This is a genomic window from Blastococcus carthaginiensis (assembly GCF_030731085.1).
GTDB classification, from domain to species: domain Bacteria; phylum Actinomycetota; class Actinomycetes; order Mycobacteriales; family Geodermatophilaceae; genus Blastococcus; species Blastococcus carthaginiensis.
The window spans coordinates 1-26,035 of record NZ_JASNFN010000008.1; the positions used below are offsets into that span (position 1 = coordinate 1).

A 26,035-nucleotide genomic window follows, 5' to 3' on the forward strand; every position below is an offset into this window, starting at 1 on the left:
GGGGGGCGCCCCCCCGGCCCGGGGGGGGCCCCCCCCGCGCCCCCCCCCCCCCCCCCGCCCCCATCGGTGTGGAACCGGTCAGCTGCCGTTCCGCTCTGCGCAGGCCACGAGGCCGGGCACGTAGGTGGACTCCGCGGCGTACTCCTCCAGCGCGGCCTGGTAATCCGCCAGGAACCCGTCGACCACGTCCTCGGAGGCGCCGGCGCTCACGGTCGTCTCCCGCCAGGCCTCCAGCACGCTGTCACCGACGATGCTCTCGAACTCCTCGACGTCGGCCTCCGGGAAGACGCCCGGCGTACCGCCGGCCTCGAGGAAGGTGTCGCAGGTGTTCTCCTCCTCCTCGGCCAGCAGCGCGATGGCGTCGGTGACGTACTGGTCGATCTCCTCGGTCATGAGCTCGCGGGTCTCCTCGGGGAGGCCGTCCCAGAGGCTCTTGGTGATGACCAGCGCGCCGAGGTTGTAGAGGCCGGTACCCGGGTCCGTCATGTGGGGTGCCACCTCGTTGAGGCTGTTGGCGACCGCCACGTCGAACGGATAGGACGTGAAGCCGTCGATGACACCGCGCTCGACCGATTCGTAGACCTCCGGCGCCGAGAGCGCCACCGGGCTCGCACCGGTCTGCTCGATCGCCTGGCTCAGCAGCCCGACGGCGCGGATCTGCCGGCCGGCGAGATCGTCGAGCCCGGACAGCGGCTCCGCCGTCGCGATCATGGTGGGGGCGAGCGGCACGAAACTGAGCACGTGGACGCCCTGGTCCTCGTACTCCGCCCGGAACGCCTCGTTGTTCTCGTACAGGTCGTTCATGGCCCGGACCTGCGCCTCGGCGTCGTCGGTCTGGAAGGGCACGCCGACGATCTGCGAGAGCGGCAGCTCGCCCGGGTAGTAAAGGGCGATCATGAAGCCGAGGTCGGCCCGGCCCTGCGCGACGCCCGGCAACGTATCCGTCGCCGACAGCAGCGCCTCCTGGTAGAACTCCTCGACCGTGATGTCGCCGCCTTCCTCGATCGAGTCGAAGTAGTTGGCGATCCCGGTGCTCAAGGAGGAGTTCGGGGGCAGGTAGTTGGCGTACTGCCAGTCGTACGACTGAGCCCCGCCACCGCCACCGCCACCGCCGCCGGAGTCCCCACCGCAGGCGGCCAGCGAGGCCGCCAGCACCGCCGCTGCGCCTACCGCAGCGGCCCGCTTCGTGCGTTGTGAGCTGTGCACGCCATCTCCTCGATTCGGTGCCGACAAGACCAGCCCGGTCCGGCTGACCTGTGACGAAGACAACACCACATACGATATATGCGGTCAAGTAACACCTGCGCAACGACTGCGGCGGTGCCTGCTCGGTCGCGAACGGCCGAGGGCGCGCCCCGATGACCGGCTCGGCGCGCGGGCGCCCAGGGGTGGGCGGCCCGCTCCTCCGGCCGGTCGCGGCCTACCGCCGCGCGTCGGTACTTGTGACTCCTGTCACGACGCTAGGAGACGGGCGGCGCGACCAGCAGGGAGAATGGCTCCACCATGCCGGATCCTCTGTAGTGGATCCGTCCACAGGGCGCCCGCGGCCGCCTCCCGATGGCGGATCGCGGGCGGTGGCCCCTCGTCGTCGAGGTCGGTCGCGCGGTCAGCGCCGGCGCGCGGCGACGACCTTTCCCGGGTTGAGGATGCCGTGCGGGTCCAGCGCCTCCTTGATCGCGTGGTGCATCGCGAGCACGGCGGGTGGGATCTCGGCGACCAGGCCGTCGCGCTTGAGCAGTCCGATCCCGTGCTCCCCGGTGACCGTGCCGCCGAGCTCCAGGGCGCCGGCGATGATCTCGTGGAAAGCCAGCTGGGCGCGGTCACGAGCGGCCTCGTCGCCGGGCGGGGTGATCAGCAAGGGGTGCAGGTTGCCGTCTCCCGCATGGGCGATGTTGGCGATGACGATGTCGTGCGCGGCGCCGATCTGCTCGATGCGCGCGAGCATCGCCGGGACGGCGGCCTTCGGGACGCACACGTCCTCGGTGAGCACCGGCCCCAGCCGCTCCAGCGCCGGGTAGGCCAGCCGGCGTGCGGCGAAGAGCGCGTCCGCCTCCTCGGCATCGGTGCTGACGGCGGCCCAGCTCGCGCCGGCGCCCTCGAAGGCGGCCAGCATCCGCTCGGCCTCGGCGTCCCCGGCCGCGCCGGGGGTGTCCACCCGGCCGAGCAGCACGACCTCCGCGTCGTCGGACAGACCCATGTTCTTCCACGCGTCGACGGCGGCCAGGCAGTGCCGGTCCACCAGTTCGAGCGCCGAAGGGGTGAGCCCGGCCGCCGCGACCGCGGTGACGGCCTCCCCGGCTGCGACCACCGAGTCGAAGTAGCCGGCGACGGTGCGCTCCGGATCGCGGAGCGGGCGCAACTTCACCGTCACCTCGGTGACGATGCCGAGCGTGCCTTCGCTGCCGACCATCAGGCCGGTGAGGTCGTACCCGGCCACCCCCTTGGCGGTCCGCCGACCGAGCCGGACCAGCTCACCGGTGCCGGTGACGACCTGCAGGCCGAGCACGTAGTCACCGGTGACGCCGTACTTGACGCAGCACACGCCACCGGCGTTGGTCGCCACGTTCCCACCGATGGTCGACCAGGGAGAGCTGGCCGGGTCGGGCGGGTACCAGAGGCCGTGGCGGGCGACGTGCGCGCGCAGGTCGTCGTTGACCACCCCCGGCTGGACGACGGCGAAGCGCTCGAGCTCGTCCACCTCCAGCACGGCGTCCATCGCCTCCATGGAGACGACCACGCACCCCGCGCTGGCGTTGGCCCCGCCGGACAGCCCCGTACCGGCACCACGCGGGACCACCGGGGTGCGGTGCTCGATGCACGTGCGCACGACCGCCTGCACCTCCTCGGCCGCGCGTGGCCGGACCACGGCGACGGGGAGCACGTTCTCGGCCCACTCGGCCTCGTCGTGCGCATAGGAGGCCAGCACGTCCGGGTCTGTGACCACCCGGCCGGGCGGCAGCGCCCCCCCGAGGGCCGCCACCACGTCGGGGGCGCGGGCGGCGACGGATGCTGCAGTGGCGGATCCACTCACGCCACTGGGGGTCGAGGTGCCGGTGGTCATCCTGCCGAGAGTAGGTGTGGCCCCTGACACACTCAACGGACGATCCGCTCACCGCCCGAGGCCGCACGTGGCCCCATCGTCCACCCGGGGAGGACGCGTCCGTGACCGACCGCTCTGCCACCTGGTTGCACCTGCTGGCGGCCGACGCCTCGGCCGAGGAGCTCGGTGCCCACCGCGCCGAGCTCCTGGCCGACCCCGTCGTCCCGCCCGCGGAGCGCGTCCGGATCGAGGAGGAGGCCTCGGCGGCGGGGCGGGTCCGGGAGCTCCTGGCCGCCGGCCGCCGCCACTCCCGGGAGCTGGTCGTGCTCAACGACCTCGCCCGCCGGTTGGGTTCGATGCACCATCCGGGCGAGGTGCTCCAGGAGGTGGCCGCCCAGTCCCGCCGCCTGCTGGACGCCGACGTGGCCTACCTGATGCTGCGGCGTCCCGAAGGGCTGCGGATCGAGGTCGTCGACGGCTCGATGGGTGGAGCGCTGCGCGGGATCACGCTCCAGGAGGGCGAGGGCATCGGTGGCGAGGTGCTGCGCACCGGCCGGCCGGTGTGGACCGAGTCCTACTGCACCGACCCGCAGGTCCACCGGCTGGCGCACATGGACGTGGCGGCACGCAGCGAGCAGCTCGGCGGCATCCTCGGCCTCCCGCTCCAGCTCGGCGGGGAGACCATCGGCGTGCTGCTGGCCGGTGACCGCCGTCCGCGACGCTTCGCCGACCACGACGTCGAGCTGATGGCCGGGTTGGCGGCGCACGCCGCCGTCGCCCTGCGCAACGCGCAGCTGATCGACCAGCTCCGCGGCACGGCGGGTGAGCTGGAACGGCGCAACGCCGACCTCCGCCGGTCGGAGGAGCAGCGCGAACGGGCGGCCGCGCTGCGCGAGCTGCTCACCGCGGCCGTGCTCGAGGGAGGCGGGGTCCCCGCCGTCGCCCGGGCGCTGGAGCGGGCGGTCGGTGGCGAGGTGCAGGTCTGGGACCCCGTCGGCGGGCGGCTGGACGCAGCCCCCTCGGCGGAGGGGACGGACCTCCTCCGGGACGCCGAGGCCGGCGACGGGCCCTGGCCGGACCGGCTGGCGCCCCCCGGGCACCGGGTGGTCCGGTCCGGCAGCCGTTCGGGGGTGCTGGTCCCGGTGACGCTCAGCGGCGGTCCCGCCGGCTGCCTCGTCGTCTGGGACGTCGAGGGGGCGGACGCGGAACTGGCCGGTCTGCTGCAGACGGCGGCGACCTCCCTGGCCCTCGTCGTGGTCACCGAGCGGGCGGTGGCCCTGGCCGAGCTGCGCAGCAGGGGCGAGTTCCTCCAGGCCCTCCTCGCCGGCGACGTCGATGATGCGGGAGCCCGCCGGCGGGGGCGGGCAGCCGGGGTCGACGTGGATGCGGTCACCGCCGTGGCGGTGCTGGACCCGGGCGCGCGAGACCTCCAGCCCGCTGCCCGGACCGCAGCCCGCCTGGCCGAGGGAGCGCGCGGCTGGTCTGCCGAGCACCAGGGGCGGGTGGTGGTCCTGCTGACCGGACCGAGCGCCGAGGACGCCCTCGTCTGGCTGCGGGCACCGGGTAGCCCGCTCCCCGCCGCCGTCGGGTTGGCCCCGTGCGGCGGCGGGGCCGCGGCGATCCGGGCCGCCCACCAGGAGGCGCGGCAGACCGCCGCCCTCCTGCACGCCCTGGGACGCCCGGAAGTGGCAGCCACGTCGGCCGCGTTCGGGGTCTACCGGGCGCTGCTGAGCCCGGCCGGCCGGGGTGAGCTGCACGCCTTCGTGAGCGCGACGCTGGGCCCTCTGCTCGACTGGGACGCCCAGCGGAACAGGAACCTGGTCGACACCCTCGCGAGCTTCCTCCGCAACGCCCAGCACCACGCCCGCACGTGCGCCGAGCTGCACGTGCATGCCAACACGCTCTACCAACGGCTGGACCGGGTGACCGAGTTGCTCGGGCCGGACTGGCGGGATCACGACCGGGCCCTGCAGCTCCAGCTGGCGCTCGTGCTGCGGTCGCTGGCCGAAGGGCTGCCCGCGGCGGGCTGACCTCGGGCGGCATACCGGAGGCGACGGCACCGGAGGCGGCCACCCGCTCCCAGCTTCCTATATTATGTGCGATCGTGGTGCCGTGACTGCGGGAGCGGGCACGCGGAGTCGGCGCTTCACCGGCGGAGGGGATGCCGTGGCCATCAAGCCGGGCTGGAACGGACGCTTCTACGAGGACTTCGAGGTCGGCGACGTCTACGAGCACCCGCTCGGGCGCACGATCACCGCCACGGACAACTCCTGGTTCACGCTGCTGACCCAGAACACCGCCCACCCGCACTTCGACCACCACTACGCCGCGCAGACGGAGTTCGGCCGGCCGATCGTCAACTCGTGCCTGACCCTCGCCCTGGTCACGGGCCAGTCGGTGACCGACGTCTCCCAGAACGTCTTCGCGAACTTGGGGTGGGACGAGGTCCGGATGCCGCACCCGCTGTTCGAGGGCGACACCGTCTACTCCCGGTCGGAGGTGCTGGCGCTGCGACCGTCCCGCTCCCGGGAGAGCACCGGCCTGGTCACCGTGCGGACCACGGGATACACCCAGGAGGGCACCGTGGTGATCACGTTCACCCGGACTTTGCTGGTCTACCGACAGGGCCACGGCCCGACCTCGGCCCGACCCTCGGTCGTCGCGGAGGAGCGATGAGCACTCCGCTGACCGGTTCGCGCGCCTACCTGTTCGTCCCCGGAGATCGCCCGGAACGCTTCGACAAGGCCGCCGGCTCGGGCGCGGTGCCGATCCTCGACCTCGAGGACGCCGTCGCCCCTGGCCGGCGGGCAGCGGCCCGGGAACACGTCCGCCGGTGGCTCGACGAGGACGGCAGGGCAGTCGTCCGCGTGCAGGCCGCGGACGCGCCGGGCCACGAGGACGACGTCGCCGCGCTGGTCGGGAGCCCAGGCCTGATGGCCGTCATGCTGGCCCGTGCCGAGGATCCCGGCCACGTGCGGGCGGCGGGCGAGGCGACCGGCGGGCCGGTGATCGCTCTCGTCGAGACCGCCGCCGGGATCGCCGCCGCCCGTGAGCTGGCCCGCGCCTCGGCGCGACTGGCCCTGGGCGATCAGGACCTGGCGCTGGACCTGGGGGTCACCCCGCGCTCGCCCCTGGTGCGCCAGCTCGCGGCAGAACTCGTCCTGGCCTCACGGCTGGCCGGCCTGCCCGCACCGCTGGACGGGGTGACCACCGAGCTCGACGCGCCGGACGTCCTGGCCGCCGACGCCCGTGCCGCCCGGGAGAACGGCTTCGGCGGGAAGCTGTGCATCCACCCGCGCCAGGTGGAGGTCGTCGGCCGGGCATGGCGGCCGTCTGCCGAGGAGCTCGCCTGGGCCCGGGCGGTGGTCGCCACCGCCGGCGGCGACGGCGGTGTCGGGACCGTGGGGGGCGCGATGGTCGACCGCCCCCTGGTCGAGCGCGCCCGCGCACTGCTGGCGGACGCGGGAGGCTGACCGGCTCGTCCGGAAGATCCCTCCCGGACGGGCCGGGGATCAGCCGCGGCCCAGACCCAGGACGTGCCCGGCGACGTGCTGGAGGATGAGGTTGTTCGACACCGGCGCGACGAGGTAGAGGCGCGACTCCCGGAACTTGCGCTCCACGTCGTACTCGGCGGCCATGCCGTAACCCCCGAGGGTCGTCATGGCCGCGTTGGCCGCCGCCCACGCCGCTTCGGACGCCAGGAGCTTCGCGATGTTCGCGTCCGTGCCCGCGGTCTCGCCCTGGTCGAACAGCTCGGCCGCCCGGTCGCGGACCAGGGACGCCGCTCGCATGTCCGCCCAGGCCCGTGCCAGCGGGAAGGACACGCCCTGGTTGTCCCCGATCGGCCTGCCGAACACGACGCGGTCGCGGGCGTAGGCCGACGCCGTGTCCAGGAACCAACGGGCGTCGCCGATGCTCTCGCTGGCCAGCAGGATCCGCTCGGCGTTCATGCCGCTGAGGACGTGCCGGAACCCCTGGCCCTCGATCCCGACGAGGGCGTCGGCGGGTAGCTCCAGGTCGTCGATGAACACGGCGTTGGTCTCGTGGTTCACCATCGTGTCGATGGGCTCGGCGCGGACGGAGGAACCTGCTGCCCGCAGGTCGACGAGGAAGAGGCTGAGCCCGTCGGTGCGCTTGGCCACCTGGTCGCGGGGCGTGGTCCGGGCGAGCAGCAGCATGAGGTCGCTGTGCTGGACGCGGGAGATCCACATCTTGCGGCCGTTGACGACGTAGCCGTCGGAGGTCCGCCGGGCGAACGTGGTGATCCGGGTGGTGTCCGATCCCGCGTCGGGTTCGGTGATGGCGAACGCCTGCAGTCGCAGCTTGCCCGCGGCGATGTCGGGCAGGTAGGTGCGCTTCTGCGCCTGCGAGCCGTGCCGCAGCACGGCCCCCATCGTGTACATCTGTGCGTGGCACGCCGACGTGCTCGCCCCGGTGCTGTTGATCTCCTCCATGATCACCGAGGCCTCGGCGAGGCCGAGCCCTCCTCCCCCGTACTCCTCGGGGATGAGCACCGAGAGCCAGCCGGCCTCGGTGAGCGCGCGCACGAACGCCTCCGGGTACTCGCGGGCGGCGTCGCAGCGTCGCCAGTACTCCGCGGGGAAGGACGAGGCCAGGTCGCGCACACCCGCGCGCAGGTCCTGCAGGTCGGTCTCGGGCATGGGTCAGCTCCTCGGGGTGGTGGCGAACGGGGCCGCGGTCCCGGCGAACCGCCGCAGGGCGTTCCGCTGGCGCTCGCGGTACCGGGCGACGTTGTCCAACTTGATCTCCTCGTAGCCGCGCACCATGTCCGGGAGAGCCGCCAGCTCGACGGCCACGCCGTGGTTGTCCGTGGTCAGCCCCTCGAGCAGGCGGTGCACGAGCTCCCGGTACTCCTGGATGAGCGCCCGCTCGGTGCGACGGACGTGGCTGCGGCCGAACGGGTCGAGTGCGCTCCCGCGGAGCCGGCGCATGCCGTAGAGCGCGCGCAGGACCGGCCGCGCGGCGCGGGCGTCGATCGCGATCTTGTCCTTGCGGCCCAGGTACCGGAGCAGGGGCGGGTGCAGGCGGTAGCTGTAGCGCGCCCCCCGGCCGAAGCGGGACTCGACGTCGGCCTCGACGGCCGGGTCGATCGAGAGCCGGGCGACCTCGTACTCGTCCTTGTACGACATCAGCTTGTACAGCCCCAGGGCGACCGCCTCGGCCAGTCCCCCGCTCCCCGGGACCACCTCGGCCTCCGCGGCGCGCACCTGCTCGACGAGCCGGGCGTAGTCCTGCGCCCAGCCGAGGTCCTGGTACGCGACCAGGTCGGGCACGCGCACGCCGATGCAGCGCGCCAGCTCCGAGCCGACCGGCGCCTGCACCGACGCGATCAGGGCGGCGACCTCGGGCGCCGGCGGCGCCGGCTCCGCCGCCGGCGGGACCATCTCGACCAGGGCGGCGGCGAGCCCGGCGGGATCCGCCACCGCCTGCCGACCGCGACGGAACGCCTGCACGTTGACCTGGACGGCCGCGCCGTTGACCGCGATCGCCTCCTCGATCACCGAGGCGTGGACCGGGAGCGCGCCGGCCTGGTAGGCGGCGCCCAGGAGCAGCACGTTGGCCGACTGGTCGCTGCCGAACAGCTGCTGGGTCAGCCGGTGGGCGTCGAGGAACACCGCGTCGTCGTCCCGGGTCGCCGCCCGGATGCGGTCCTCCAGCTGCTCCCGCGGCGGGAAGGACACCCCCGGGTCGGTCACCATCGCACCGGTGGCGACCTGCGCGGTCGAGACGACGGCGACCGTGCGTGCCGGATCCGCCACCGCGAGGTTCTTCGCCTCGGCCGCCACGAGGATGTCGCACCCCAGCAGGAGGTCGCACTCCTCCCCCGCCACCCGCGCGGCCTGGACCACGGCTGCCCGGGTGAACTTCAGGTCGGAGACGACCGCACCACCCTTCTGCGCCATCCCCGTCTGGTCCATGCCGCGCACGTGCAGTCCCCCGAGCTGAGCCGCCGTGGCGAGGATCTGCGCGACCGTGACCACGCCGGTGCCGCCGATGCCGACGATGCGCAGTGCGAAGTCGTCCGCCGCGACCCGGGCGGTGGGCGCCGGCAGCGTGGCGTCGTCGAGCTCGGCGGCCGTCGGCCTCGGCGACTGCTCGCCGGGCACGACGGTGAGGAAGGACGGGCAGTCGCCCGCCAGGCAGGTGTAGTCCTTGTTGCACGACGCCTGGTGGATCTGCGTCTTCCGGCCGAACTCCGTGTCGACCGGGACGACCGAGAGGCAGTTGGACTTCTGCCCGCAGTCGCCACACCCCTCGCAGACCCGCTCGTTGATCACCACACGGGTGGCGGGCTCCGGCAGCAAGCCGCGCTTGCGCCGCCGCCGCTTCTCCGTGGCGCACTCCTGGTCGTGCACGAGCACGGTCACCCCGGGGACGCGCGCCAGCTCCTCCTGGGCCTCGACCAACCGGTCGCGGTGCCACACCTGCGTCCTGCCGGGGAGCCGGACGCGCCGGTACTTCTCCGGCTGGTCGGTCGTGACGATGATGCGGGAGACGCCTTCTGCGGTCAGCATCGCCGCCAGCGCCGGAACGGTCATGCCGCCCTGGGCGCTCTGGCCACCGGTCATCGCGACCGCGGAGTTGTACAGGAGCTTGTACGTCATGTTCACCCCGGAGGCGACGGCCGCGCGCAGGGCGAGGCTCCCGGAGTGGTGGAACGTGCCGTCGCCGATGTTCTGGACCAGGTGCGGTACGTCGACGAAGGGCGCCATGCCGATCCACTGGCTGCCCTCGCCACCCATCTGCATGAGCACGCTGACGTCACCCACCGTCTCGGGCTTCATCAGCACGGCCAGGGAACTGCACCCGGTGCCGGTGCCGATGAGCGCCCCTTCGGGCGCAGCCATCGACGTGCTGTGCGGGCATCCGGAGCAGTAGTACGGCGTCCGGCTGAGCAGCGGCAGCAGCGCGGGCCGGCGCTCCTCCCGGGCGGCGCGGGCGGTCCGCGCCTCCGACCACGCCTCCACCGACGGCATGCCGCCGAGCGCCAGCAGCCGCCGCGCGAGCACGCCGGCCAGCAGGTCGGGCTCCAGCTCTCCGGAGGCCGGCACGAGCCGGCTCCCATCGGGGCCCGTCTTGCCGTGGACGACCGGCGCCCCGGTGCGGCCGTAGAGGATCTGCTTGACCGCCGCCTCGACGAAGGACCGCTTCTCCTCGACGACGACGATCTCCCGCAGCCCCTCGGCGAACGAGCGGATGATCCCCGGCTCCACGGGGGTGACCATCCCGAGCTTGAGCAGCCGCACGCCCCGGCGGCGGCACTCGGCCTCGTCCAGCCCGAGCGAGGCCAGGGCCTGGCAGACGTCGAGGTAGGTCTTCCCCGCCGCCACGATGCCGACGCGGTCGTCGGGTCCCGATCGGGTGATGCGGTCCAGCCCATTCGCCGCGGCGTACCGCTGCGCGATCAGCGGGCGCTCGTGGTGCAGCGTCGACTCGAGCTCACCCGACGTCGGCTGCAGCAGCATGCCGCGGACCTCGTGCCGGAACACCCGTCCGTCGACGGTCATGTCCGGCACCACGGGGACGATCCGGTCGGGATGGACCTCCACGGTGCCCGAGCCATCGGCGACGTCCGTGACGATCTTGACCCCGACCCAGAGCCCGGAGGCCCGCGACAGCGCGATCCCGTGCAGCCCCATGTCGAGCGCGTCCTGCGCGTCACCCGGGTAGAGGACCGGCATCCCGACGGCTGCCATGGTCGCCTCGGAGGCGTTGGGCATGGTCGATGACTTGGCGGACGGGTCGTCGCCGACGAGCGCCAGCACGCCGCCACGCGGCGCGGCACCGGCCATGTTGCCGTGCCGGAGGGCATCCACGGCGCGGTCGACACCTGGGGCCTTGCCGTACCAGATGCCGGTCACGCCGTCGTAGCGCAGTTCGGGACGGGTCTGGGCCAGCTGGCTGCCGGCCACCGCGGTGGCGGCGAGCTCCTCGTTCACCCCCGGCCGGAAGACGATGTCGTGCTCCTCGAGCAGGTCACCCCGGCGGCCCAGCTCCATGTCGAAGCCACCCAGGGGGGACCCGGGATAGCCCGAGACGAAGCCGGCGGTGCGCTGTCCGCGTCGCCGGTCGGCGCGCACCTGGTCCAGCGCTACGCGGACCAGCGCCTGGATGCCGGTGACGTGGAGGAGTCCTTCGGACTGGCGGTAGCGGTCGTCGACCCGGACGGCGGTGTTCATCTCGCTCCTCGGGGCAGGTCCGGCGGGCCGGACTCTTCGCGCTCGGGACCGCGCGTCCGCCGCGCCGGGTCGGTGACCGGCGGGTGGACGGGCGCCCCCGGTGGTGGAGGTGTTCGGGAACGGGCGTGCCTGCGACTCAGCCGTGGACGAGCAGGCCGCGGATCGTCTCGCCGGCGGCCTGGTCCGCGTATCCCTGGCGCAACTCCTCGAGCGAGTACCGCCGGGTGATCAGGGAGTCCAGTTCCAGCGAGCCCTCCTGGTGCATCCGCAGCAGTCTGGGGATGTCCCGGAAGGGGTTGCAGCCACCGAACAGCGAGCCCTGGATCCGCTGCTCGAAGACGGTGATGGGGTTGCCCAGCAGGGAGAGGGTCGTCTCCGTCGCCACGCCGGCGAGCGCGGTGAGGACCAGGGTCCCGCCCTTGCCGACGCACCGGACCGCGCCCTTGGTGGTCTCCGCGTCCAGCTCACCGGTGGTCACCACCACCACGTCGGCTCCCACGCCCCAGGAGAGCTGGTGGGCCAGGTCGGCGGCCGTGCGGGTGTCCTCGGCCGTGTGCGTCGCTCCCACGGTCATCGCGAAGTCGCGCTTGAACGCCACGGGGTCCACGGCGATGACGTGCTGGGCGCCGGCGTGCGCAGCCCCCTGGACGGCGTTCACCCCGACGCCGCCCGCCCCGACCACGACCACCGTGTCACCCGGCTTGACACCGCCCGCGTACACGGCCGACCCCCAGCCCGTGGGCACGCTGCAGGACAGCAGGGCAGCGGTGTCCATGGGGACCCACGGCTCGATGCGCACGCAGGAGTACTCGCTCAGCAAGGTGTGGCGGGCGAAGGCACCCACCATGCAGTAGCCCCCGAGGGCCTCGCCGTCCAGGGTGAAGGGCCAGGTGCCGGTGGGCAGCTGCCCGGTCGCGATCGTCGCACCCACGTCGCACAGGTTGGACCGCCCGGCCGCACACCACCGGCAGTGCCCGCAGGCGGGCAGGAAGCTGGTGATGACGTGATCGCCGGGCTGCACCCGGTCGACCCCCGCGCCCACGGCCAGCACGGTTCCCGAACCCTCGTGACCGCCGACGATCGGGTAGCGACCGCCGGCGTTGGCCTGGCGCAGGTGCACGTCGGAGTGGCAGAGCCCCGCGAAGGCCATCTCGACCAGCACCTCACCCGGGCCCGGATCGCCGACCTCCAGTTCGACGATCTCGTAGTCCGAACCTGCATCGCGCAGCACGGCGCCGTAGGTCTTCACGTGTACTTCTCCTCCGGTGGATCGGATCGGGCACTGCCGTCGTCGGTGGTGCACGGCCGGGGTCGCGTCACTGCAGCCCCTGGTTCATGCCGCCGTCCAGGGGAACCGCAGCGCCGGTGATGTAGCGGGCGCTCTCCGAGCAGAGGAAGGCGACCGCGGCGCCGAAGTCCTCCGGCCGGCCGAGGGAACGGGCGGGGATCCTCGCCACCTCCGCCGTGATGCCGTCCCCCCACACCTGGCGCAGGCGCTCGGTGTCGTGCAGGCCGGGCTGGACCGAGTTCACCGTCACCCCGTCGGGGGCCACCTCACGGGCCAGCGTCTTGAGGAAGCCGGTCAGCCCGGCCCGGGCGGTGTTGGACAGGATCAGGTTCGGCACGGGCTGCCGCACCGCGATCGAGGTGATGGCGACCACCCGGCCCCAGCCCTGCTCGCGCATCCCCGGCACCGCAGCGAGGCACATGCGCACGGTGGAGAGCAGGCTCAGCTCGAGTGCCGGGGCGTACTGGTCCGCTCCGACCTGGGTGAACGTTCCCGCGGGCGGGCCCGGGGCGTTGGGCACCAGGATGTCGACCCCGCCCATGGCCTCCTGCGCCAGGCGCACGAACCGCTCCCCTTCCCCGGGGTCGGCCAGGTCTGCCACGACCCACGCGGTACCGGCGCCGAGACGTCCGGCCGCCGCCTCGGCGCGAGCGGGGTCGGAGCCGCAGATCGTCACCCGCACCCCCTCGGTCACGAGAGCGGCCGCCGTCGCGTAGCCGAGCCCGCCGGTGGCCGCCGCCACCGCTGCCCGTCGCCCGTCCAACCCCAGGTCCACGCCGACCGCCTACACCTGGTGCTGCACGGCGGTGCGCCGACGCAGGATGGGGCGCACGTGCTCGCGCACGAGCGTCTGGTGCGCCTCGTCCACCGCATAGGCGGCATACGTGTCGCGGTCGGGCAGGTCCATGACCACGACGACGTCCCCGTTGTCGTCGGCCAGGCCGGCGTCGACACCCACGGTGAGCCGACCGAAGGCGGTCGCCGGTCCAGCCGCCCACGCCTCGAGGGCTGCGACAGCGGCCGCACGCTCCTGCTCCGTGGCCTCGTCCGACCACTCGAACACCGCGACGTGCCGGAACACGGGGCCCCCTCCCGCTCGCTGTGACGCGCGCCATGCGAATCGAGGAGGACGCTAGCATATTTTTTGTACGGTCCAAGGGGGTCGATGTGCGCGGCCCCGGCGAGCGCCGAGGCTCGGCCGGGTCTCGCGAGGGACGCACCTCCGACTTCCGCTCGGGTCTTGTCCGCGCCCGTCGAGCGACCTGCGCCCTCGCCGATCGCGAGGACGAGATCACGGGTCGGGCACCGCCGAGCTCAGCCGTACGGGTTCAGGAGCTGGTCGACGGGGGCGAAGTCGTCGGTCAGCACGCCGGCGTCGCCGACGAACCGCGCCAGCTCCTCGCCCTCGGCGACCTGCCAGACCAGGTCCTGGTCGCCCAGCGCCGCGGCGATCTCCTCCACCGGCAGCGGCCGCTGCGACGCCACCGCGATCACGTTGCCGCCGTCCTCCCCGGCGAGCACCGGCGCGCGGGCGAGCAGCACCACGTGGTCGAACACCTCGCGCATCGTGGCCAGCTCCGCCCGCACGAACGACAGCGGCGGGTGGTCGATCAGGTTGACCGCGTAGACGCCGTCCTCGGCCAGCGCCCGGTCGACCAGCTCGAGCGCCTCGCGCGTGGTGAGCTGCCAGGGCACCGAGAGCCCGCCGAAGGCGTCGCCGACGACGAGGTCGCGCTCCCCCGCCGGCTCCTCGGCCAGCCCCACCCGGCCGTCGGCCACCCGCACCCGCAGGTCCGGCGAGGTCTCCAGCCCGAGCTGCTCGCGGTCCATGGCGACCACCTCGGGGTCGACCTCCACCACGAGGCTCTCCGTGCCGGGGCGCACCTCGGCCAGGTACCGCGGCAACGTGAGCCCGCCGCCGCCGACGTGCAACGCCGACACCGGCTCCCCCGCAGGGAAGACGGCGTCGGTCACCGCGGCGATCGCGCGCACGTAGGCGAACTCCAGGTAGGTGGGGTCGGCCAGGTCGACGTAGGAGTGCCGCAGGGTGTCCAGCATCAGCACCCGGCCCGAGGGTCGCTCCGGGTCGGCGACCACCCGCGCGCAGTGGTAGGCGGTCTCCTCCTCGCACGGCGTCGGGGCGACCGCCGCCAGGCCCCCGCCCACCACGACCAGCGCGAGCAGCCCGGCGGGGACGGTCCGGGGGCCGCCCCCGCGCCGCAGGACCACGCCCACCACCAGCCCGGTGAGCACGGTGACCGCACCGGTGGCGACCAGGATGACGCTGCTGGGCAGTATCGCCACGAGCACGAACCCGGTGGCGAACGTCGCCGCGATCCCGCCCAGGGTGCCGATGCCCGAAAGCCGCCCGACGACCGCGCCGGTCTCGTCCAGGCTGGCCAGCTGCAGCTTCACCACCATCGGCGGCACCGCCGACAGCAGCGCGGCCGGCACGACGACGGCGACGGCGGCCAGCAGCAGCACCCCGCCGGCGTCGGCGCCGCTGAGCAAGGAGCCGGTGAAGCGCACCAGCGGCAGCACGGCCACGACCAGCGCGCCGCCGGCGACCAGCAGCGGCGCGAGCAGCCGGCGCGGGTCCGTGCGGTCGGCGGTCGCACCGCCCAGCCAGGCACCGGCGGCGATCGCCGCGAGGGCGAACCCGATCACGGCGGTGCTCGTCTGCACCGTGACGCCGACGTAGGGCGCGATGAGCCGCAGGCCGACGATCTCCAGCACGAGGACGGCGCCGGAGCTGAGGAAGGTCAGCCCCGCCGCGACCCAGGCCGGGAGCGCACCGCCGGGCGGTGGGGCCTGCGGCGGCGCGTCGACCGGGGCGGGAGCCTCGTCCGCGACCACGTCAGAACAGCGCCGGCTGGTCGGCCGGTGCGTCCACGCCGTCCGCGCGGGCGAGCAGCTCGGGACCGTTGTTGCGCACGCTGTTGACCGCCGGGCTCACCGGCCGCAGCTCCAGCCTCTCGACGAACTCGGGCGGCGTGGGCCGGGCGAGCTCCGCGACGTCCGCGCGCGCCGGGTCCAGCCACTCGGCCCAGCGCTCCTTCGGCAGCACCAGCGGCATGCGGTCGTGGATCTCGGCGAGGGAGCCGGTCGCCGGGGCGGTGACCACGGTGCACGTGTACAGCCGGTCCTCGCCCTTCCCCCAGACCTCCCAGAGGCCGGCCATGGCGAGCACCGAGCCGTCCTCCGGGGTGATGAAGTAGGGCTGCTTGGCCGGGGAGTCCAGGCGCTTGGCCCACTCGTACCAGCCGTCGGCCGGGACCAGGCACCGCCGCGAGCGGGCCGCGCTGCGGAAGGCGGGCTTCTCGGTCAGCGACTCCACGCGGGCGTTGAGCATCCGGTTGCCGACCGACGCGTCCTTGGCCCAGGAGGGCACCAGGCCCCAGCGCACCGCCCGCAGCTCGCGGTGCCCCTCCCCGGTGGGCACGCCCTCGGCGTCGCGCTCCCGGGCGTGCCGCACCACGTGGACGTCCTTGGTCGGCGCCACGTTGTAGTCGGCAGCCAACGGGGGCTGTCCTCCGGCGGGGACCGCCTCGAACTCGAGAACCAGGTCCTCGGGCTTGCGGCTGGCCGCGTAGCGACCGCACACGGGCGCCTCCTCGGGTCCGGTCGGGATTGACCGTTCGAACTCTAGGTGGCCCCGCCGACAGCGAACCTCGGGTGCGTGTCCCGCATGGGCGCGGGTAGCCCCCCTGTCGCAACAGCCGACGAGAGACGAGGATCACCGCGTGACTGTTACCCAGAAGCCACCGACCGAGCACCCGAAGACCGCCAGCGACGCCGCTGCCCGCCCGTACGCGACGGTGAATCCCTACACCGGGGAGACCGAGCAGGAGTTCCCGTTCCTCGATGCCGCGGAGATCGACGGCGTCATCGAGCGGGCGCACGCCGCGTACCAGGAGTGGCGGCGCCGTCCCGTGGCGGAGCGCGCCGCCGTCGTGGCGCGCGCCGCCGAGCTGCTGGGCGAGCGGCTCGACGAGTACGCCGGACTCATCACCCGCGAGATGGGCAAGCGCCGCGACGAGGCCGTCGGGGAGCTCAAACTCTGCTCGATGATCCTGAAGTACTACGCCGAGAAGGGCGCCGACTTCCTCGAGCCCACGTCGATCGACCCGATGTTCGGCAGGGGCGAGGCCGTCATCGGGACGGAGCCGATCGGTGTCCTGTTCGCCATCGAGCCGTGGAACTACCCGTTCTACCAGGTGGTCCGGGTCGCGGGGCCGAACCTCGTCCTGGGCAACACCGTCATCCTGAAGCACTCGGAGAACGTGCCGCAGTGCGCCCAGGCCATCGAGCGCCTCTTCACCGATGCGGGCGCCCCCGAGGGTCTCTTCACCAACGTCTTCCTGGCGATCTCGGACGTGGAGCAGGTGATCGCCGACCGGCGGGTGCAGGGCGTGACCCTGACCGGCAGCGAGCGGGCCGGCAGCTCGGTCGCCGCCCTGGCCGGCAAGCACCTCAAGAAGTCGGTGCTCGAGCTCGGCGGGAGCGACCCGTTCATCGTGCTGGACGCCGAGGACATGGCGGCCACCGTCAAGGCGGCGACCATGGGCCGGATGCAGAACACCGGCCAGGCGTGCACCGCGTCCAAGCGGCTGATCGTCACCGAGGAGCTCTACGAGCCCTTCGTCGAGGGGCTCAAGCAGGCGTTCTCGACCTTCGCCCCCGGCGACCCGGCCGACCCGGGCACGACGCTGGCGCCGCTGTCCAGCGAGCGCGCCGCCCAGGACCTGCACGCGCAGATCCAGGACGCTGTCGACAAGGGCGCGACCGTGATCGCCGGCGGCCAGCGCCCGGATCTGCCCGGCGCCTTCGTCGAGGCCACGATCCTGACCGACGTCACGCCGGAGATGCGGGCCTTCAGCGAGGAGCTGTTCGGCCCCGCGGCCGTCGTCTACAAGGTGAAGGACGCCGACGAGGCCGTCGAGCTGGCGAACAACAGCGACTTCGGCCTCGGTGCCACCGTCATGAGCAGCGACCTCGACCGCGCGCGGTCGGTGGCCGAGCGGCTGGAGGCCGGCATGGTGTGGATCAACCAGCCCACGGCCTCCTTCCCGGACCTCCCCTTCGGCGGCGTCAAGCGGTCCGGCTACGGCCGCGAGCTCTCCGAGCTGGCGATGTTCGAGTTCGCCAACCGGCGGCTGCTGCGCACCGTGCCGGTCAGGAAGGCCGACAAGCCGCAGGCCGGCTGATCGGATGCGCGGACGGTGCGGCGCGGGCGACCGGGCAGACTGAGCACGTGAGTGACGTCTGGTCCGCGCCGCACCACCCGGCCCCCGTCGACGCCGTCGTCACCCTGCCGGGGTCGAAGTCGCTGACCGCCCGCGCTCTCGTGCTGGCCGCGCTCGCCGACGGCCCGAGCCGGCTGGTGCGGCCGCTGCGGGCGCGCGACACCGACCTCATGGCCGCGGCGCTGCGCACCCTCGGGGTTCGGGTGGACGACGACGGCGAGGACGTCGTCGTGAGCCCCGGCACGCTGCGGGGCCCGGTGACGGTCGACGCCGGGCTCGCCGGCACGATCCTGCGGTTCCTGCCGCCGGTGGCCGCGCTGGCCGACGGCGCGGTGCGCGTCGACGGCGACCCGCGGCTGCACGAGCGGCCGAACGGCGGTCTGCTCGCCGCGCTGCGCGCCCTGGGCGTGCGGGTCGACGACGACGGTCGCGGCCGTGCGCCGTTCACCGTGCACGGCGCCGGCCGCGTGCGCGGCGGCCCCGTGGAGGTCGACGCCGGGGAGTCCTCCCAGATCGTCTCGGGGCTGCTGCTGGCCGCCGCCCGCTTCGACGAGGGTCTGGACCTCGCACTGGCCGGCGGGGTCCCCTCGATGCCGCACGTCGAGATGACGGTGACCACGCTGCGGGAGCACGGCGTCGACGTCACCGCCACCGACCGCGGCTGGCGGGTCGCCCCCGGGCCGGTCGCCGCGCTCGACCGGGTGGTCGAGCCCGACCTCTCCAACGCCGCGCCGTTCCTCGCCGCCGCGCTGGTCACCGGTGGCCGGGTCACCGTGCGCGACTGGCCGGCCGTCACCACGCAGCCCGGGGCGCACCTGGACCGGCTGCTGCCCGCGATGGGCGCCCAGGTGGTCCGCACGGCCGAGGGGCTGCAGGTCACCGGCACCGGCACCGTCCGGCCGCTGGTCGCCGACCTGGGCGAGGTGGGCGAGCTGACGCCGGTGCTCGCCGCGCTGTGCGCGCTGGCCGACGGCCCGTCCCGGCTGACCGGGATCGCCCACCTGCGCGGGCACGAGACCGACCGGCTGCAGGCGCTCGACGAGGTGCTGACCGCGGTGGGCGCCCGGGTGCGGCAGCTGCCCGACGGGCTGGAGATCGAGCCCGGCCCCCGGCGGGCCGCGGTGCTCGACTCCTACGCCGACCACCGCATGGTCATGGCCGCCGCCGTCCTCGGCCTCGCGGTCGAGGGCATCACGGTCACCGACGCCGGCGCGGTCACCAAGACCCTGCCCGACTTCCGTGAGCGCTGGGCCGGCCTGCTGGGCGAGCCGATCGGGGCCGTCCCCTGAGCGCGCAGCGGGGCGCTCGGCGCATGGACGAGGATGACGTCCGCGTCCGGCCCAACCGGCGCGGATCGCGCCCCCGCACGCGCACGCGGCCCACGCACGCCGACGCCGTTCCCGGTCTGGTGGTCGCGGTCGATCGCGGGCGGATGACGGTGCGGGTCGAGGGGCCCGACGGCGCACCGGTCGACGTCACCGCGATGCGGGCCCGGGAGCTGGGCCGGCACGGCGTGGTCGTGGGCGACCGGGTGCGGCTGGTCGGCGACACCAGCGGGCGGCCGGACACGCTGGCCCGCATCGTGGTCATCGAGGAGCGGACGACGTCGCTGCGCCGGACCGCCGACGACAGCGACCCCACCGAGCGCGTCGTCGTCGCCAACGCCGACGTGCTCGTCATCGTCACCTCGGTCACCGACCCCGAACCGGCGCTGGGCTTCCTCGACCGGTGCCTGGTCGCCGCCTACGCCGGGGGGCTCGAGCCGCTGCTCTGCCTCACCAAGACCGACCTCGCCTCCCCGCGCCCGCTGCTCGACCGCTACGCCGGGCTGGGGCTGGAAGCGGTGCCGATGTCGCGGGAGCTGCCGCTGGCCGACCTGCTGGACCGGGTGCGCGACCGGATGAGCGTGTTCGTCGGGCAGTCCGGCGTCGGCAAGTCGACGCTGGTCAACCGGCTGGTGCCCGACGCCCTGCGCGCCACGGGCGACGTCAGCAAGATCGGCAAGGGCCGGCACACCTCGTCGTCAGCGGTGCTCTTCGACCTCCCCGGCGGGGGCACGGTCATCGACACCCCGGGCATCCGCTCCTTCGGCCTGGCCCACGTCACCGCCGACGACGTCCTGGTGGCGTTCGAGGACATCGCCGAGGCCGCGACCGAGTGCCCGCCGGGGTGCGGGCACACCGCCGAGGACCCCGACTGCGCGCTGGACGCGTGGGCCGCGGAGGGCCCACCGGTCCGCCGCGAGCAGCTCGACGCGGTGCGGGTGCTGCTGGCCGCCGTCGGCCAGGTCGGCCCCGGCTACTGACCGGCCTACGCGAGACCCGGCCGCGGCGGGCCCGGTCGACGGCCGCGACGACCGAACAGCGGCCGACGCGGCTCGACGAAGAGGGCGTCGGCCATCGGCTCGTCGACCGCCTCGATGCGGAGGTCGTGCCCCCGCCCCGAGATCTCTCCCCCGAGGGCCTCGGTGAACACGCAGACGCCGGTCCGCACGTCCAGCCGGACCCGGTGCCGCTCGGGGTAGGCCGCGAGGAGGTGCGCCGCGTCGTCCTCGTACTCGGCCCGGTCGACGTCCGGGGACCGCAGCAGCGAGCAGCAGCCGCAGCGCGGCTCGTACTCCGGCGTCGTCCGGACGACGGCCTCCCACGCCGGGCGGCCGGCGTGCTCCACCTCGGTGACCGCGTCCAGCAGCAGCGGCGGCTCCCCCGGGGTTGCATCCAGGCCCGGGTCGGCGAGCTCCGCGGGATCGAGCATCGCGACCCAGAAGTAGTTCTGGAACATCGGGTCGTCGAGCCAGAGACCCCACGGCCGCTCGGCCACCAGGCCGTCGGCCCGCAGCACCGGGGCGGGATCCGTGGCGACGGTCAGCCGGGTGTCGCGGCCGGCCTGGAGCAGCGCGCCGTCGAGCGTCTCCACCCGCAGCGCGTCAGGCCGGCGCAGCCACGCACGCACGGCCGCCGTCCGCCACGGGTCGCCGGGCCAGGAGACCGTGAACCGCAGCGTGGACCAGCGCCACGGCGAGGACCGCGCGAGGGCGGCGAAGGCATCGGCCGAGGGGCTGGGCACCCGGCCAGTCTGCGTCGCCGGCGGACCGCTGACGAGCGACTTGTCGACACCACCGCCTGTCGACTTGTCGTGCTGTCGACCGCCCGGGACACCACGGCGGGTCGGCAACGGGCGGGCGGCCCGCTCAGACCTCGACGTAGCCGCCGCTGCGCCAGTAGACGCCCGCCTCGCGGGTGAGGAACCCCTCGTCGACCAGGTACCGGCGCAGCGCCGCGACGTCGGGGTGCCAGACGGCGAGCAGCGCGTTCACCTCGCGCTCGGGGTAGCGGACGCCGGGCTCGAAGACGCGCACCAGGTGGTCGAGGACGACCAGCCGCTTGCTGCGCTGCGAGGGGATCGACACCAGCCGCCCGTCGCGGACGAAGGCCGAGAGCACCGCGTCGGCCGCCGGGTCGTCCGACAGCGGCTCGGGAGGCGGCGCCGCCTCCGCGGCCGCCCGCGCGGCCGCGGAGAACCGCTCGGCGCGCAGCACCAGGGCGTGGCCGTCGCGGTGCACCAGCCCCGCCCGCGCCAGGCGGCGGGCCGCGAGGGCCACCTCCTTGAGCCCCAGCCCCGCGGCCTCGGCGACCTCCTCGATCGTGCCGGCGCCGAGCGCCAGCGCCGCGACCACCTTCAGCCGCACCGGGTCCGCGAGCAGCCCCGCGATCGTCGCCGCGTCCACGCCCCGACGGTAATCGGTGCATCGGCCACCGCCGCCCGGGTAGGGAGCGGGGCATGGTGAGCCCCATCGACATCCAGAAGGCCCTGTCCGGCATCGACTACCCCGCGCGCAAGGACGACATCGTCAAGCACGCCGAGCAGCACGGGGGCGACGGGGAGGTGCTGGAGGCGCTCAAGAAGATCGAGGACCGCGAGTACGAAGGGCCCAGCGGGGTCAGTTCCGCCGTCTTCGACTGACGCACCGCTAGGTTGGGTGCCCATGACGTCGGGTCGGGGCTTCTCAGAGGACATGCGACTGGCACACGTGCTGGCCGACCAGGCCGACTCGATCAGCATGGAGCGGTTCAAGGCGCAGGACCTGACGGTCGAGACCAAGCCCGACCTGACGCCGGTCACCGACGCCGACCGGGCGGTCGAGGAGATGCTGCGCATCACGCTGAGCCGGGCCCGCACGCGGGACGCGGTCCTCGGCGAGGAGTTCGGCACGACCGGCCACGGCTCGCGCCGCTGGGTGCTCGACCCGATCGACGGGACGAAGAACTTCGTCCGCGGCGTGCCGGTCTGGGCCACGCTGATCGCGCTGTTCGACGGCGACGAGCCGGTGGTGGGCCTGGTCTCCGCACCGGCGCTGAACAAGCGGTGGTGGGCGGCCAAGGACGTCGGCGCCTGGACCGGGCGCCGGCTGGAGTCGGCCACCCGCTGCCGCGTGTCGGAGGTGTCCCAGCTCGGTGACGCCAGCCTCAGCTACTCCAGCCTCTCGGGCTGGGAGGAGCGCGGCGGGCTCGAGGGCTTCCTCGGCCTGAGCCGCTCGGTGTGGCGCACCCGGGCCTACGGCGATTTCTGGAGCTACGTGCTGCTCGCCGAGGGCGCGGTCGACATCGCCTGCGAGCCCGAGGTGTCGCTGTGGGACCTCGCGGCGCTGGACGTGATCGTCCGGGAGGCCGGCGGCCGGTTCACCGACGTCACCGGCGCTCCCGGGCCGGCCGGGGGCAGCGCGCTGGCGACCAACGGCAAGCTGCACGACGCCGCCCTCCAGCAGCTGCGGTCGGCGGGCCGGCCGACCCCCGCCTGACCGGCCGGCTCAGCGGCGCGGCGCCACCAGCACCTCCGCCGCCCGCTGCGGGACGACGTCGGCTCCGACCCCCCGCGCCGCCAGCACCGCGGCCCCGATCGCCGAGGCGCTGCGCAGCGCGAGGGGGCGGACCGGTCGGCCGAGCTCGTCGGCGAGCAGCTGCTGGACGACGGCGCTGCGGGCCCCGCCGCCGGTGAGCACCACCGGTCCGTCGCCGGGCCCCCCGAGCAGCGCCGCGGCGGCGGCCACGGCGCGGACGACGCCCTCGACCGCCGCCCGCGCCAGGTGCGCCCGGGTGGTCCCCGGGTGCAGCCCGTCCCAGCCGGCCCGGTCGTCGGGCCCGGCCACTCCCCCGCGCTCGCCGGTGAGGAAGGGGCGGAAGACCACGCCCCCGGCTCCGGGCACCGACGCGGCGGCCGCGAACAGCTCCGGCCAGGTCAGGCCGAGGACGTCGCACACCCAGGCCCAGGCCGAGCCGCCGTTCCGCAGCGCCGCCATCGCGTACCAGCCGTCCTCGACGTCGGCGTAGCCGTGCACCACCGGGTCCTCGACCGGCTGCGGCGACCAGCCCGGGCGCAGCACCTGCGCGCCGGTGCCGAGGTTCACCTGCAGGCCCTCGGCCGTCCCGGCCGCCAGCAGCGCCAGCGGGGTGTCGGCGCCGCCCACCACGACGGGCACCTCGCCGGCGGCGAGCGGCGTGGTCCCGGCCACCTCCGCCGAGGGGCGGACCGCCGGCAGCAGCTCGAAGGGGAGCCCGGCCGCGCGGGCCGCCGCGCCCGACCAGGCGTCGGAGGGGACGTCCCAGAGCAGCGTCCCCGAGGCGTCGCTGCGGTCGGTGACCAGCGGCCCGTCGGGGACGAGGGAGGCGCGCAGGGCGTCCTTGGGCAGCAGCACCGTGGCGGCGCGCCCGACCACCGCGGGCTCGTGCACCGCCAGCCAGGCGACCAGGGGCCCGGTCATGCCGGGGACGAGCGGGTTGGCCAGCGCGGCGCGGTCGTCCCTCGGCAGCCGGAGCCACCGGGTCAGCTCCGCGCCGGCCCGGGAGTCGGGCCAGAGCAGTGCCGGGCGCAGGGCGCGCCCGGCACTGTCGACGAGCACCGCGCCGTGCATCTGCCCGGACAGCCCCAGTGCCTGCACCGGGGCCCCGCGCAGCGCGGGGAGCAGCTCCCCGAGGGCGGTGTCGAACGCCCGGCGCCAGACGGCGACGTCGATCTCCGCCCGGTCCGGCGCCGGCCGGTCGTACGCGTACGGCGCCTCCGCCTCCGCCGCGACGGCGCCGTCGTCGTCCAGCGCGACCAGCTTCAGCCCGCTGGTGCCGAGGTCCGCCCCGAGGAACACCCCGGTCACGGCGCCGGCCGGCGCTCCGGGCTGTCGCCGTAGGCGTAGCTGCTGTCCACGTACCGTCCGCCGGCCGCCGCCCCCGGGGGCGCGATCGCGTCGAGCCGCGCGAGGTCCTCGGCGGAGAGCTCGACGGCGGCCGCGGCCACGTTCTCCTCCAGGTAGGCACGGCGCTTGGTGCCGGGGATCGGCACGACGTCGGGGCCTTGGGCCAGCACCCAGGCCAGCGCCAGCTGCCCTGCGGTCACGCCCTTCTCCCCGGCGAGGGCCCGGACGGCGTCGACCAGCCGCAGGTTGGCGGTGAACGCCTCGCCGGTGAACCGCGGGTGGCCGCGCCGCCAGTCGTCCTCGCCGAAGTCCCCGGGGCTGCGGATCGCCCCGGTGAGGAAGCCGCGGCCGAGCGGGCTGAACGGCACGATGCCGATGCCGTGCTCCCGGGCGACGGCCAGCACCGTGTCGCCACCCGCCCCACCGCCCCCGGCCACTTCCGGGTCGCGGGTCCACAGCGACCACTCGCTCTGCAGCGCCGCGATCGGGTGCACGGCGGCCGCGCGGCGGATCGAGGCGGCGCTGGCCTCCGACAGCCCGAGGTACCGGACCTTGCCCTCGGCCACCAGCTCGGCCATCGCGCCGACGGTGTCCTCGATCGGCACCCGCGGGTCGACCCGGTGCTGGTAGTAGAGGTCGATCACCTCGACCCGCAGCCGGCGCAGGCTGGCCTCGGCGCAGGCCCGCACGTTCTCGGGGCGGCCGTCGATCCGCACCCCGCCGTCCGGGGTCCGGGACAGCGAGAACTTCGTCGCCAGCTGCACCTCGTCGCGCCGCCCGGCGGTCGCCTCGCCCACCAGCTCCTCGTTGTGGCCGCTGCCGTAGACGTCGGAGGTGTCCAGGAAGGTCACGCCCAGCTCCAGCGCGCGGTGGACGGTCGCGATCGACTCCGTGCGGTCGGCGGCACCGTACATCTGGCTCATCCCCATGCAGCCCAGGCCCTGGGCGGAGACGGTCAGGCCGTCGCGGCCGAGCGTGCGGGTACCGACGGGAGAAGTGGCGGGAGGCATGGCCGCATCCTCGTCCGCGCGTCGCGTCGTCCGCCACCGCCCCCGTTTCCCCGCCGGGCCCCCGGGTAGCCGGTGCGGGCACCGACCTACCGGAGGACCCGATGAGCTCCAGCCGCACCCGTCCCGGTCCGCGCCGCACCGCCCGCGTCCTCGGTCTCGCCAGCACCGGCCTCGGCGTCGCGATGCTGCGGGACCCGAAGGGCGTCGCGCGGTTCTCCGGCGTCGACGACTCGGCGACCGCGCTGTCGCTCATCCCGCTCGTCGGCGCCCGCGAGCTGCTGCACGCCCTGCCGCTGCTCGCCGGCCGGCCCGGCTGGGCCTGGACCCGGGTGGCCGGCGACGCCGTCGACCTCACCGCCATGGGCGTGGCCCTGTCGAACCGTGGTGGTGAGCGCGGCCGCCGGCTGCGCACCGCCACGGCCGCCGTCGCCGCCCTGGCCGCGCTGGACCTGCTCACCGCCGCGCGGTCCCGCCGGGCCGGCAGCCGCAGCGCCGCCCGCGAGCTGCTGCCCTCCTCGGCCCCGTGGACGAGCGCGATCGACGTCTCGGCGGCCGCCACCGTGAACAAGCCGCCCCAGGAGGTCTACGCCCGCTGGCACGACTTCACCCGGCTGCCTGAGTTCATGGCGCACGTCCGCGAGGTCCGCCCCGCCGGCATCGGGCGCTGGCACTGGGTCGCCGAGGCGCCGGGCCGGCGCACCGTGGAGTGGGACGCCGAGGTGGTCGAGGAGTCCCCGGGCGAGCGGATCCGCTGGCGGTCACTGCCGGGTGCGGACGTCGAGAACGCCGGCGTCGTCGAGTTCCGCCCGGCCCCCGGCGACCAGGGCACCGAGGTGCGCGTGCGGCTGGCCTACGCGCAGCCCGGCGGCACGGCCGGCAAGGCGGTCGCGAAGCTGTTCGGCGAGGCCCCCGACCAGCAGGTCCGCGACGACCTCGCGCGCTTCAAGCAGATCCTCGAGACCGGGCAGGTGGTCCGCTCCGAGGGCACCCCCGAGGGCCCGCTGGCCCGCCGGATGGCGAAGCAGCAGCCCGCCGCACCCCGTTCCTGACCCCGCCGACCGGAAGG

General features: G+C 74.6%; 22 protein-coding genes. 9 read left to right on the top strand and 13 right to left on the bottom strand.

Translation table 11 applies throughout. The features are described 5' to 3' along the window. Positions 1-78 precede the first annotated feature (78 nt). Entirely contained in the window at positions 79-1,206 is a 1,128-nt protein-coding gene (locus QOZ88_RS08480; RefSeq protein ID WP_305999353.1) for a C4-dicarboxylate TRAP transporter substrate-binding protein, read from the bottom strand. A 400-nt stretch (positions 1,207-1,606) separates the two neighbouring features. Continuing rightward, on the bottom strand, positions 1,607-3,061 hold the full coding sequence (locus tag QOZ88_RS08485; RefSeq protein WP_305999354.1) for an FAD-binding oxidoreductase: 1,455 nt from the start codon (positions 3,059-3,061) through the stop codon (positions 1,607-1,609). A 101-nt stretch (positions 3,062-3,162) separates the two neighbouring features. On the opposite strand from QOZ88_RS08485, the gene QOZ88_RS08490 reads away from it, so the two are divergent. The 3 genes from QOZ88_RS08490 (at position 3,163) to QOZ88_RS08500 (ending at position 6,513) form a co-directional block, all read left to right on the top strand. Further along, positions 3,163-5,070: a helix-turn-helix domain-containing protein gene (locus QOZ88_RS08490; protein WP_305999355.1), complete on the top strand. Its 1,908-nt coding sequence runs from the start codon at positions 3,163-3,165 to the stop codon at positions 5,068-5,070. Positions 5,071-5,206: 136 nt separating this feature from the next. After that, the gene (locus QOZ88_RS08495; RefSeq protein ID WP_305999356.1) at positions 5,207-5,716 is read left to right on the top strand and encodes a MaoC family dehydratase; all 510 of its coding nucleotides are present in this window, start codon (positions 5,207-5,209) and stop codon (positions 5,714-5,716) included. After that, positions 5,713-6,513: an HpcH/HpaI aldolase/citrate lyase family protein gene (locus QOZ88_RS08500; RefSeq protein ID WP_305999357.1), complete on the top strand. Its 801-nt coding sequence runs from the start codon at positions 5,713-5,715 to the stop codon at positions 6,511-6,513. Before QOZ88_RS08495 ends, QOZ88_RS08500 begins: the two co-directional genes overlap by 4 nt. Positions 6,514-6,552: 39 nt before the next feature. Here the strand turns inward: QOZ88_RS08500 and QOZ88_RS08505 are convergent, their stop codons facing one another. From QOZ88_RS08505 to QOZ88_RS08535, 7 genes are all read right to left on the bottom strand, one after another. Further along, a complete protein-coding gene (locus tag QOZ88_RS08505) occupies positions 6,553-7,701 on the bottom strand; it encodes an acyl-CoA dehydrogenase family protein (RefSeq protein ID WP_305999358.1) in 1,149 nt (382 codons plus the stop codon). Positions 7,702-7,704: 3 nt separating this feature from the next. Beyond that, positions 7,705-11,241, bottom strand: coding sequence for an indolepyruvate ferredoxin oxidoreductase family protein (locus QOZ88_RS08510; RefSeq protein WP_305999359.1), 3,537 nt, complete (start codon positions 11,239-11,241; stop codon positions 7,705-7,707). A 136-nt stretch (positions 11,242-11,377) separates the two neighbouring features. Further along, positions 11,378-12,490, bottom strand: coding sequence for an NDMA-dependent alcohol dehydrogenase (locus tag QOZ88_RS08515; RefSeq protein WP_305999360.1), 1,113 nt, complete (start codon positions 12,488-12,490; stop codon positions 11,378-11,380). 67 nt (positions 12,491-12,557) lie between these two features. Continuing rightward, on the bottom strand, positions 12,558-13,304 hold the full coding sequence (locus QOZ88_RS08520; protein ID WP_305999361.1) for an SDR family oxidoreductase: 747 nt from the start codon (positions 13,302-13,304) through the stop codon (positions 12,558-12,560). A gap of 9 nt (positions 13,305-13,313) precedes the next feature. Then, complete coding sequence (locus tag QOZ88_RS08525) at positions 13,314-13,610, bottom strand: Dabb family protein (RefSeq protein WP_305999362.1); 297 nt, start codon at positions 13,608-13,610, stop codon at positions 13,314-13,316. 233 nt (positions 13,611-13,843) lie between these two features. Beyond that, the gene (locus tag QOZ88_RS08530) at positions 13,844-15,385 is read right to left on the bottom strand and encodes a fused MFS/spermidine synthase (RefSeq protein ID WP_305999363.1); all 1,542 of its coding nucleotides are present in this window, start codon (positions 15,383-15,385) and stop codon (positions 13,844-13,846) included. Between the two features lies 1 nt (position 15,386). Further along, positions 15,387-16,133 carry an SOS response-associated peptidase gene (locus QOZ88_RS08535; protein WP_305999364.1) on the bottom strand — a complete coding sequence of 249 codons (747 nt, stop codon included), beginning with the start codon at positions 16,131-16,133 and terminating at the stop codon, positions 15,387-15,389. Between the two features lie 139 nt (positions 16,134-16,272). Between QOZ88_RS08535 and QOZ88_RS08540 the strand changes: the two genes are divergently transcribed. The 3 genes from QOZ88_RS08540 to rsgA are packed head-to-tail and all read left to right on the top strand — an operon-like array spanning position 16,273 to position 20,080. Further along, a complete protein-coding gene (locus QOZ88_RS08540) occupies positions 16,273-17,736 on the top strand; it encodes an NAD-dependent succinate-semialdehyde dehydrogenase (RefSeq protein ID WP_305999365.1) in 1,464 nt (487 codons plus the stop codon). A gap of 47 nt (positions 17,737-17,783) precedes the next feature. Then, the gene (gene aroA, locus QOZ88_RS08545; RefSeq protein WP_305999366.1) at positions 17,784-19,064 is read left to right on the top strand and encodes a 3-phosphoshikimate 1-carboxyvinyltransferase; all 1,281 of its coding nucleotides are present in this window, start codon (positions 17,784-17,786) and stop codon (positions 19,062-19,064) included. Positions 19,065-19,087: 23 nt separating this feature from the next. Beyond that, positions 19,088-20,080 (top strand): ribosome small subunit-dependent GTPase A, encoded by a 993-nt coding sequence (rsgA, locus tag QOZ88_RS08550; RefSeq protein WP_305999367.1) that lies wholly within the window; start codon positions 19,088-19,090, stop codon positions 20,078-20,080. A 5-nt stretch (positions 20,081-20,085) separates the two neighbouring features. On the opposite strand, the gene QOZ88_RS08555 is transcribed toward rsgA, so the two are convergent. Further along, a complete protein-coding gene (locus tag QOZ88_RS08555) occupies positions 20,086-20,841 on the bottom strand; it encodes a hypothetical protein (RefSeq protein ID WP_305999368.1) in 756 nt (251 codons plus the stop codon). 124 nt (positions 20,842-20,965) lie between these two features. Further along, a complete protein-coding gene (locus QOZ88_RS08560) occupies positions 20,966-21,502 on the bottom strand; it encodes a DUF2087 domain-containing protein (protein ID WP_091928879.1) in 537 nt (178 codons plus the stop codon). 53 nt (positions 21,503-21,555) lie between these two features. Between QOZ88_RS08560 and QOZ88_RS08565 the strand changes: the two genes are divergently transcribed. After that, the gene (locus tag QOZ88_RS08565; RefSeq protein WP_091928880.1) at positions 21,556-21,738 is read left to right on the top strand and encodes a DUF2795 domain-containing protein; all 183 of its coding nucleotides are present in this window, start codon (positions 21,556-21,558) and stop codon (positions 21,736-21,738) included. A gap of 52 nt (positions 21,739-21,790) precedes the next feature. After that, a complete protein-coding gene (gene hisN, locus QOZ88_RS08570) occupies positions 21,791-22,573 on the top strand; it encodes a histidinol-phosphatase (protein ID WP_319946879.1) in 783 nt (260 codons plus the stop codon). 9 nt (positions 22,574-22,582) lie between these two features. On the opposite strand, the gene QOZ88_RS08575 is transcribed toward hisN, so the two are convergent. Next, entirely contained in the window at positions 22,583-23,920 is a 1,338-nt protein-coding gene (locus QOZ88_RS08575; RefSeq protein ID WP_305999370.1) for an FGGY family carbohydrate kinase, read from the bottom strand. Continuing rightward, positions 23,917-24,969 carry an aldo/keto reductase gene (locus QOZ88_RS08580; RefSeq protein WP_305999371.1) on the bottom strand — a complete coding sequence of 351 codons (1,053 nt, stop codon included), beginning with the start codon at positions 24,967-24,969 and terminating at the stop codon, positions 23,917-23,919. The genes QOZ88_RS08575 and QOZ88_RS08580 overlap by 4 nt, the downstream gene beginning before the upstream one ends. A gap of 101 nt (positions 24,970-25,070) precedes the next feature. Between QOZ88_RS08580 and QOZ88_RS08585 the strand changes: the two genes are divergently transcribed. After that, entirely contained in the window at positions 25,071-26,018 is a 948-nt protein-coding gene (locus tag QOZ88_RS08585) for an SRPBCC family protein (RefSeq protein ID WP_305999372.1), read from the top strand. Positions 26,019-26,035 lie beyond the last annotated feature (17 nt).

Bases quoted from the DNA above. Each gene is read 5' to 3' on its own strand.
- QOZ88_RS08565 (WP_091928880.1), top strand. From the start codon at position 21,556: ATGGTGAGCCCCATCGACATCCAGAAGGCCCTGTCCGGCATCGACTAC.
- QOZ88_RS08485 (WP_305999354.1), bottom strand. From the start codon at position 3,061: ATGACCACCGGCACCTCGACCCCCAGTGGCGTGAGTGGATCCGCCACT.
- QOZ88_RS08500 (WP_305999357.1), top strand. From the start codon at position 5,713: ATGAGCACTCCGCTGACCGGTTCGCGCGCCTACCTGTTCGTCCCCGGA.
- hisN (WP_319946879.1), top strand. From the start codon at position 21,791: ATGCGACTGGCACACGTGCTGGCCGACCAGGCCGACTCGATCAGCATG.
- QOZ88_RS08505 (WP_305999358.1), bottom strand. From the start codon at position 7,701: ATGCCCGAGACCGACCTGCAGGACCTGCGCGCGGGTGTGCGCGACCTG.
- QOZ88_RS08510 (WP_305999359.1), bottom strand. From the start codon at position 11,241: ATGAACACCGCCGTCCGGGTCGACGACCGCTACCGCCAGTCCGAAGGA.
- rsgA (WP_305999367.1), top strand. From the start codon at position 19,088: ATGGACGAGGATGACGTCCGCGTCCGGCCCAACCGGCGCGGATCGCGC.
- QOZ88_RS08585 (WP_305999372.1), top strand. From the start codon at position 25,071: ATGAGCTCCAGCCGCACCCGTCCCGGTCCGCGCCGCACCGCCCGCGTC.
- QOZ88_RS08580 (WP_305999371.1), bottom strand. From the start codon at position 24,969: ATGCCTCCCGCCACTTCTCCCGTCGGTACCCGCACGCTCGGCCGCGAC.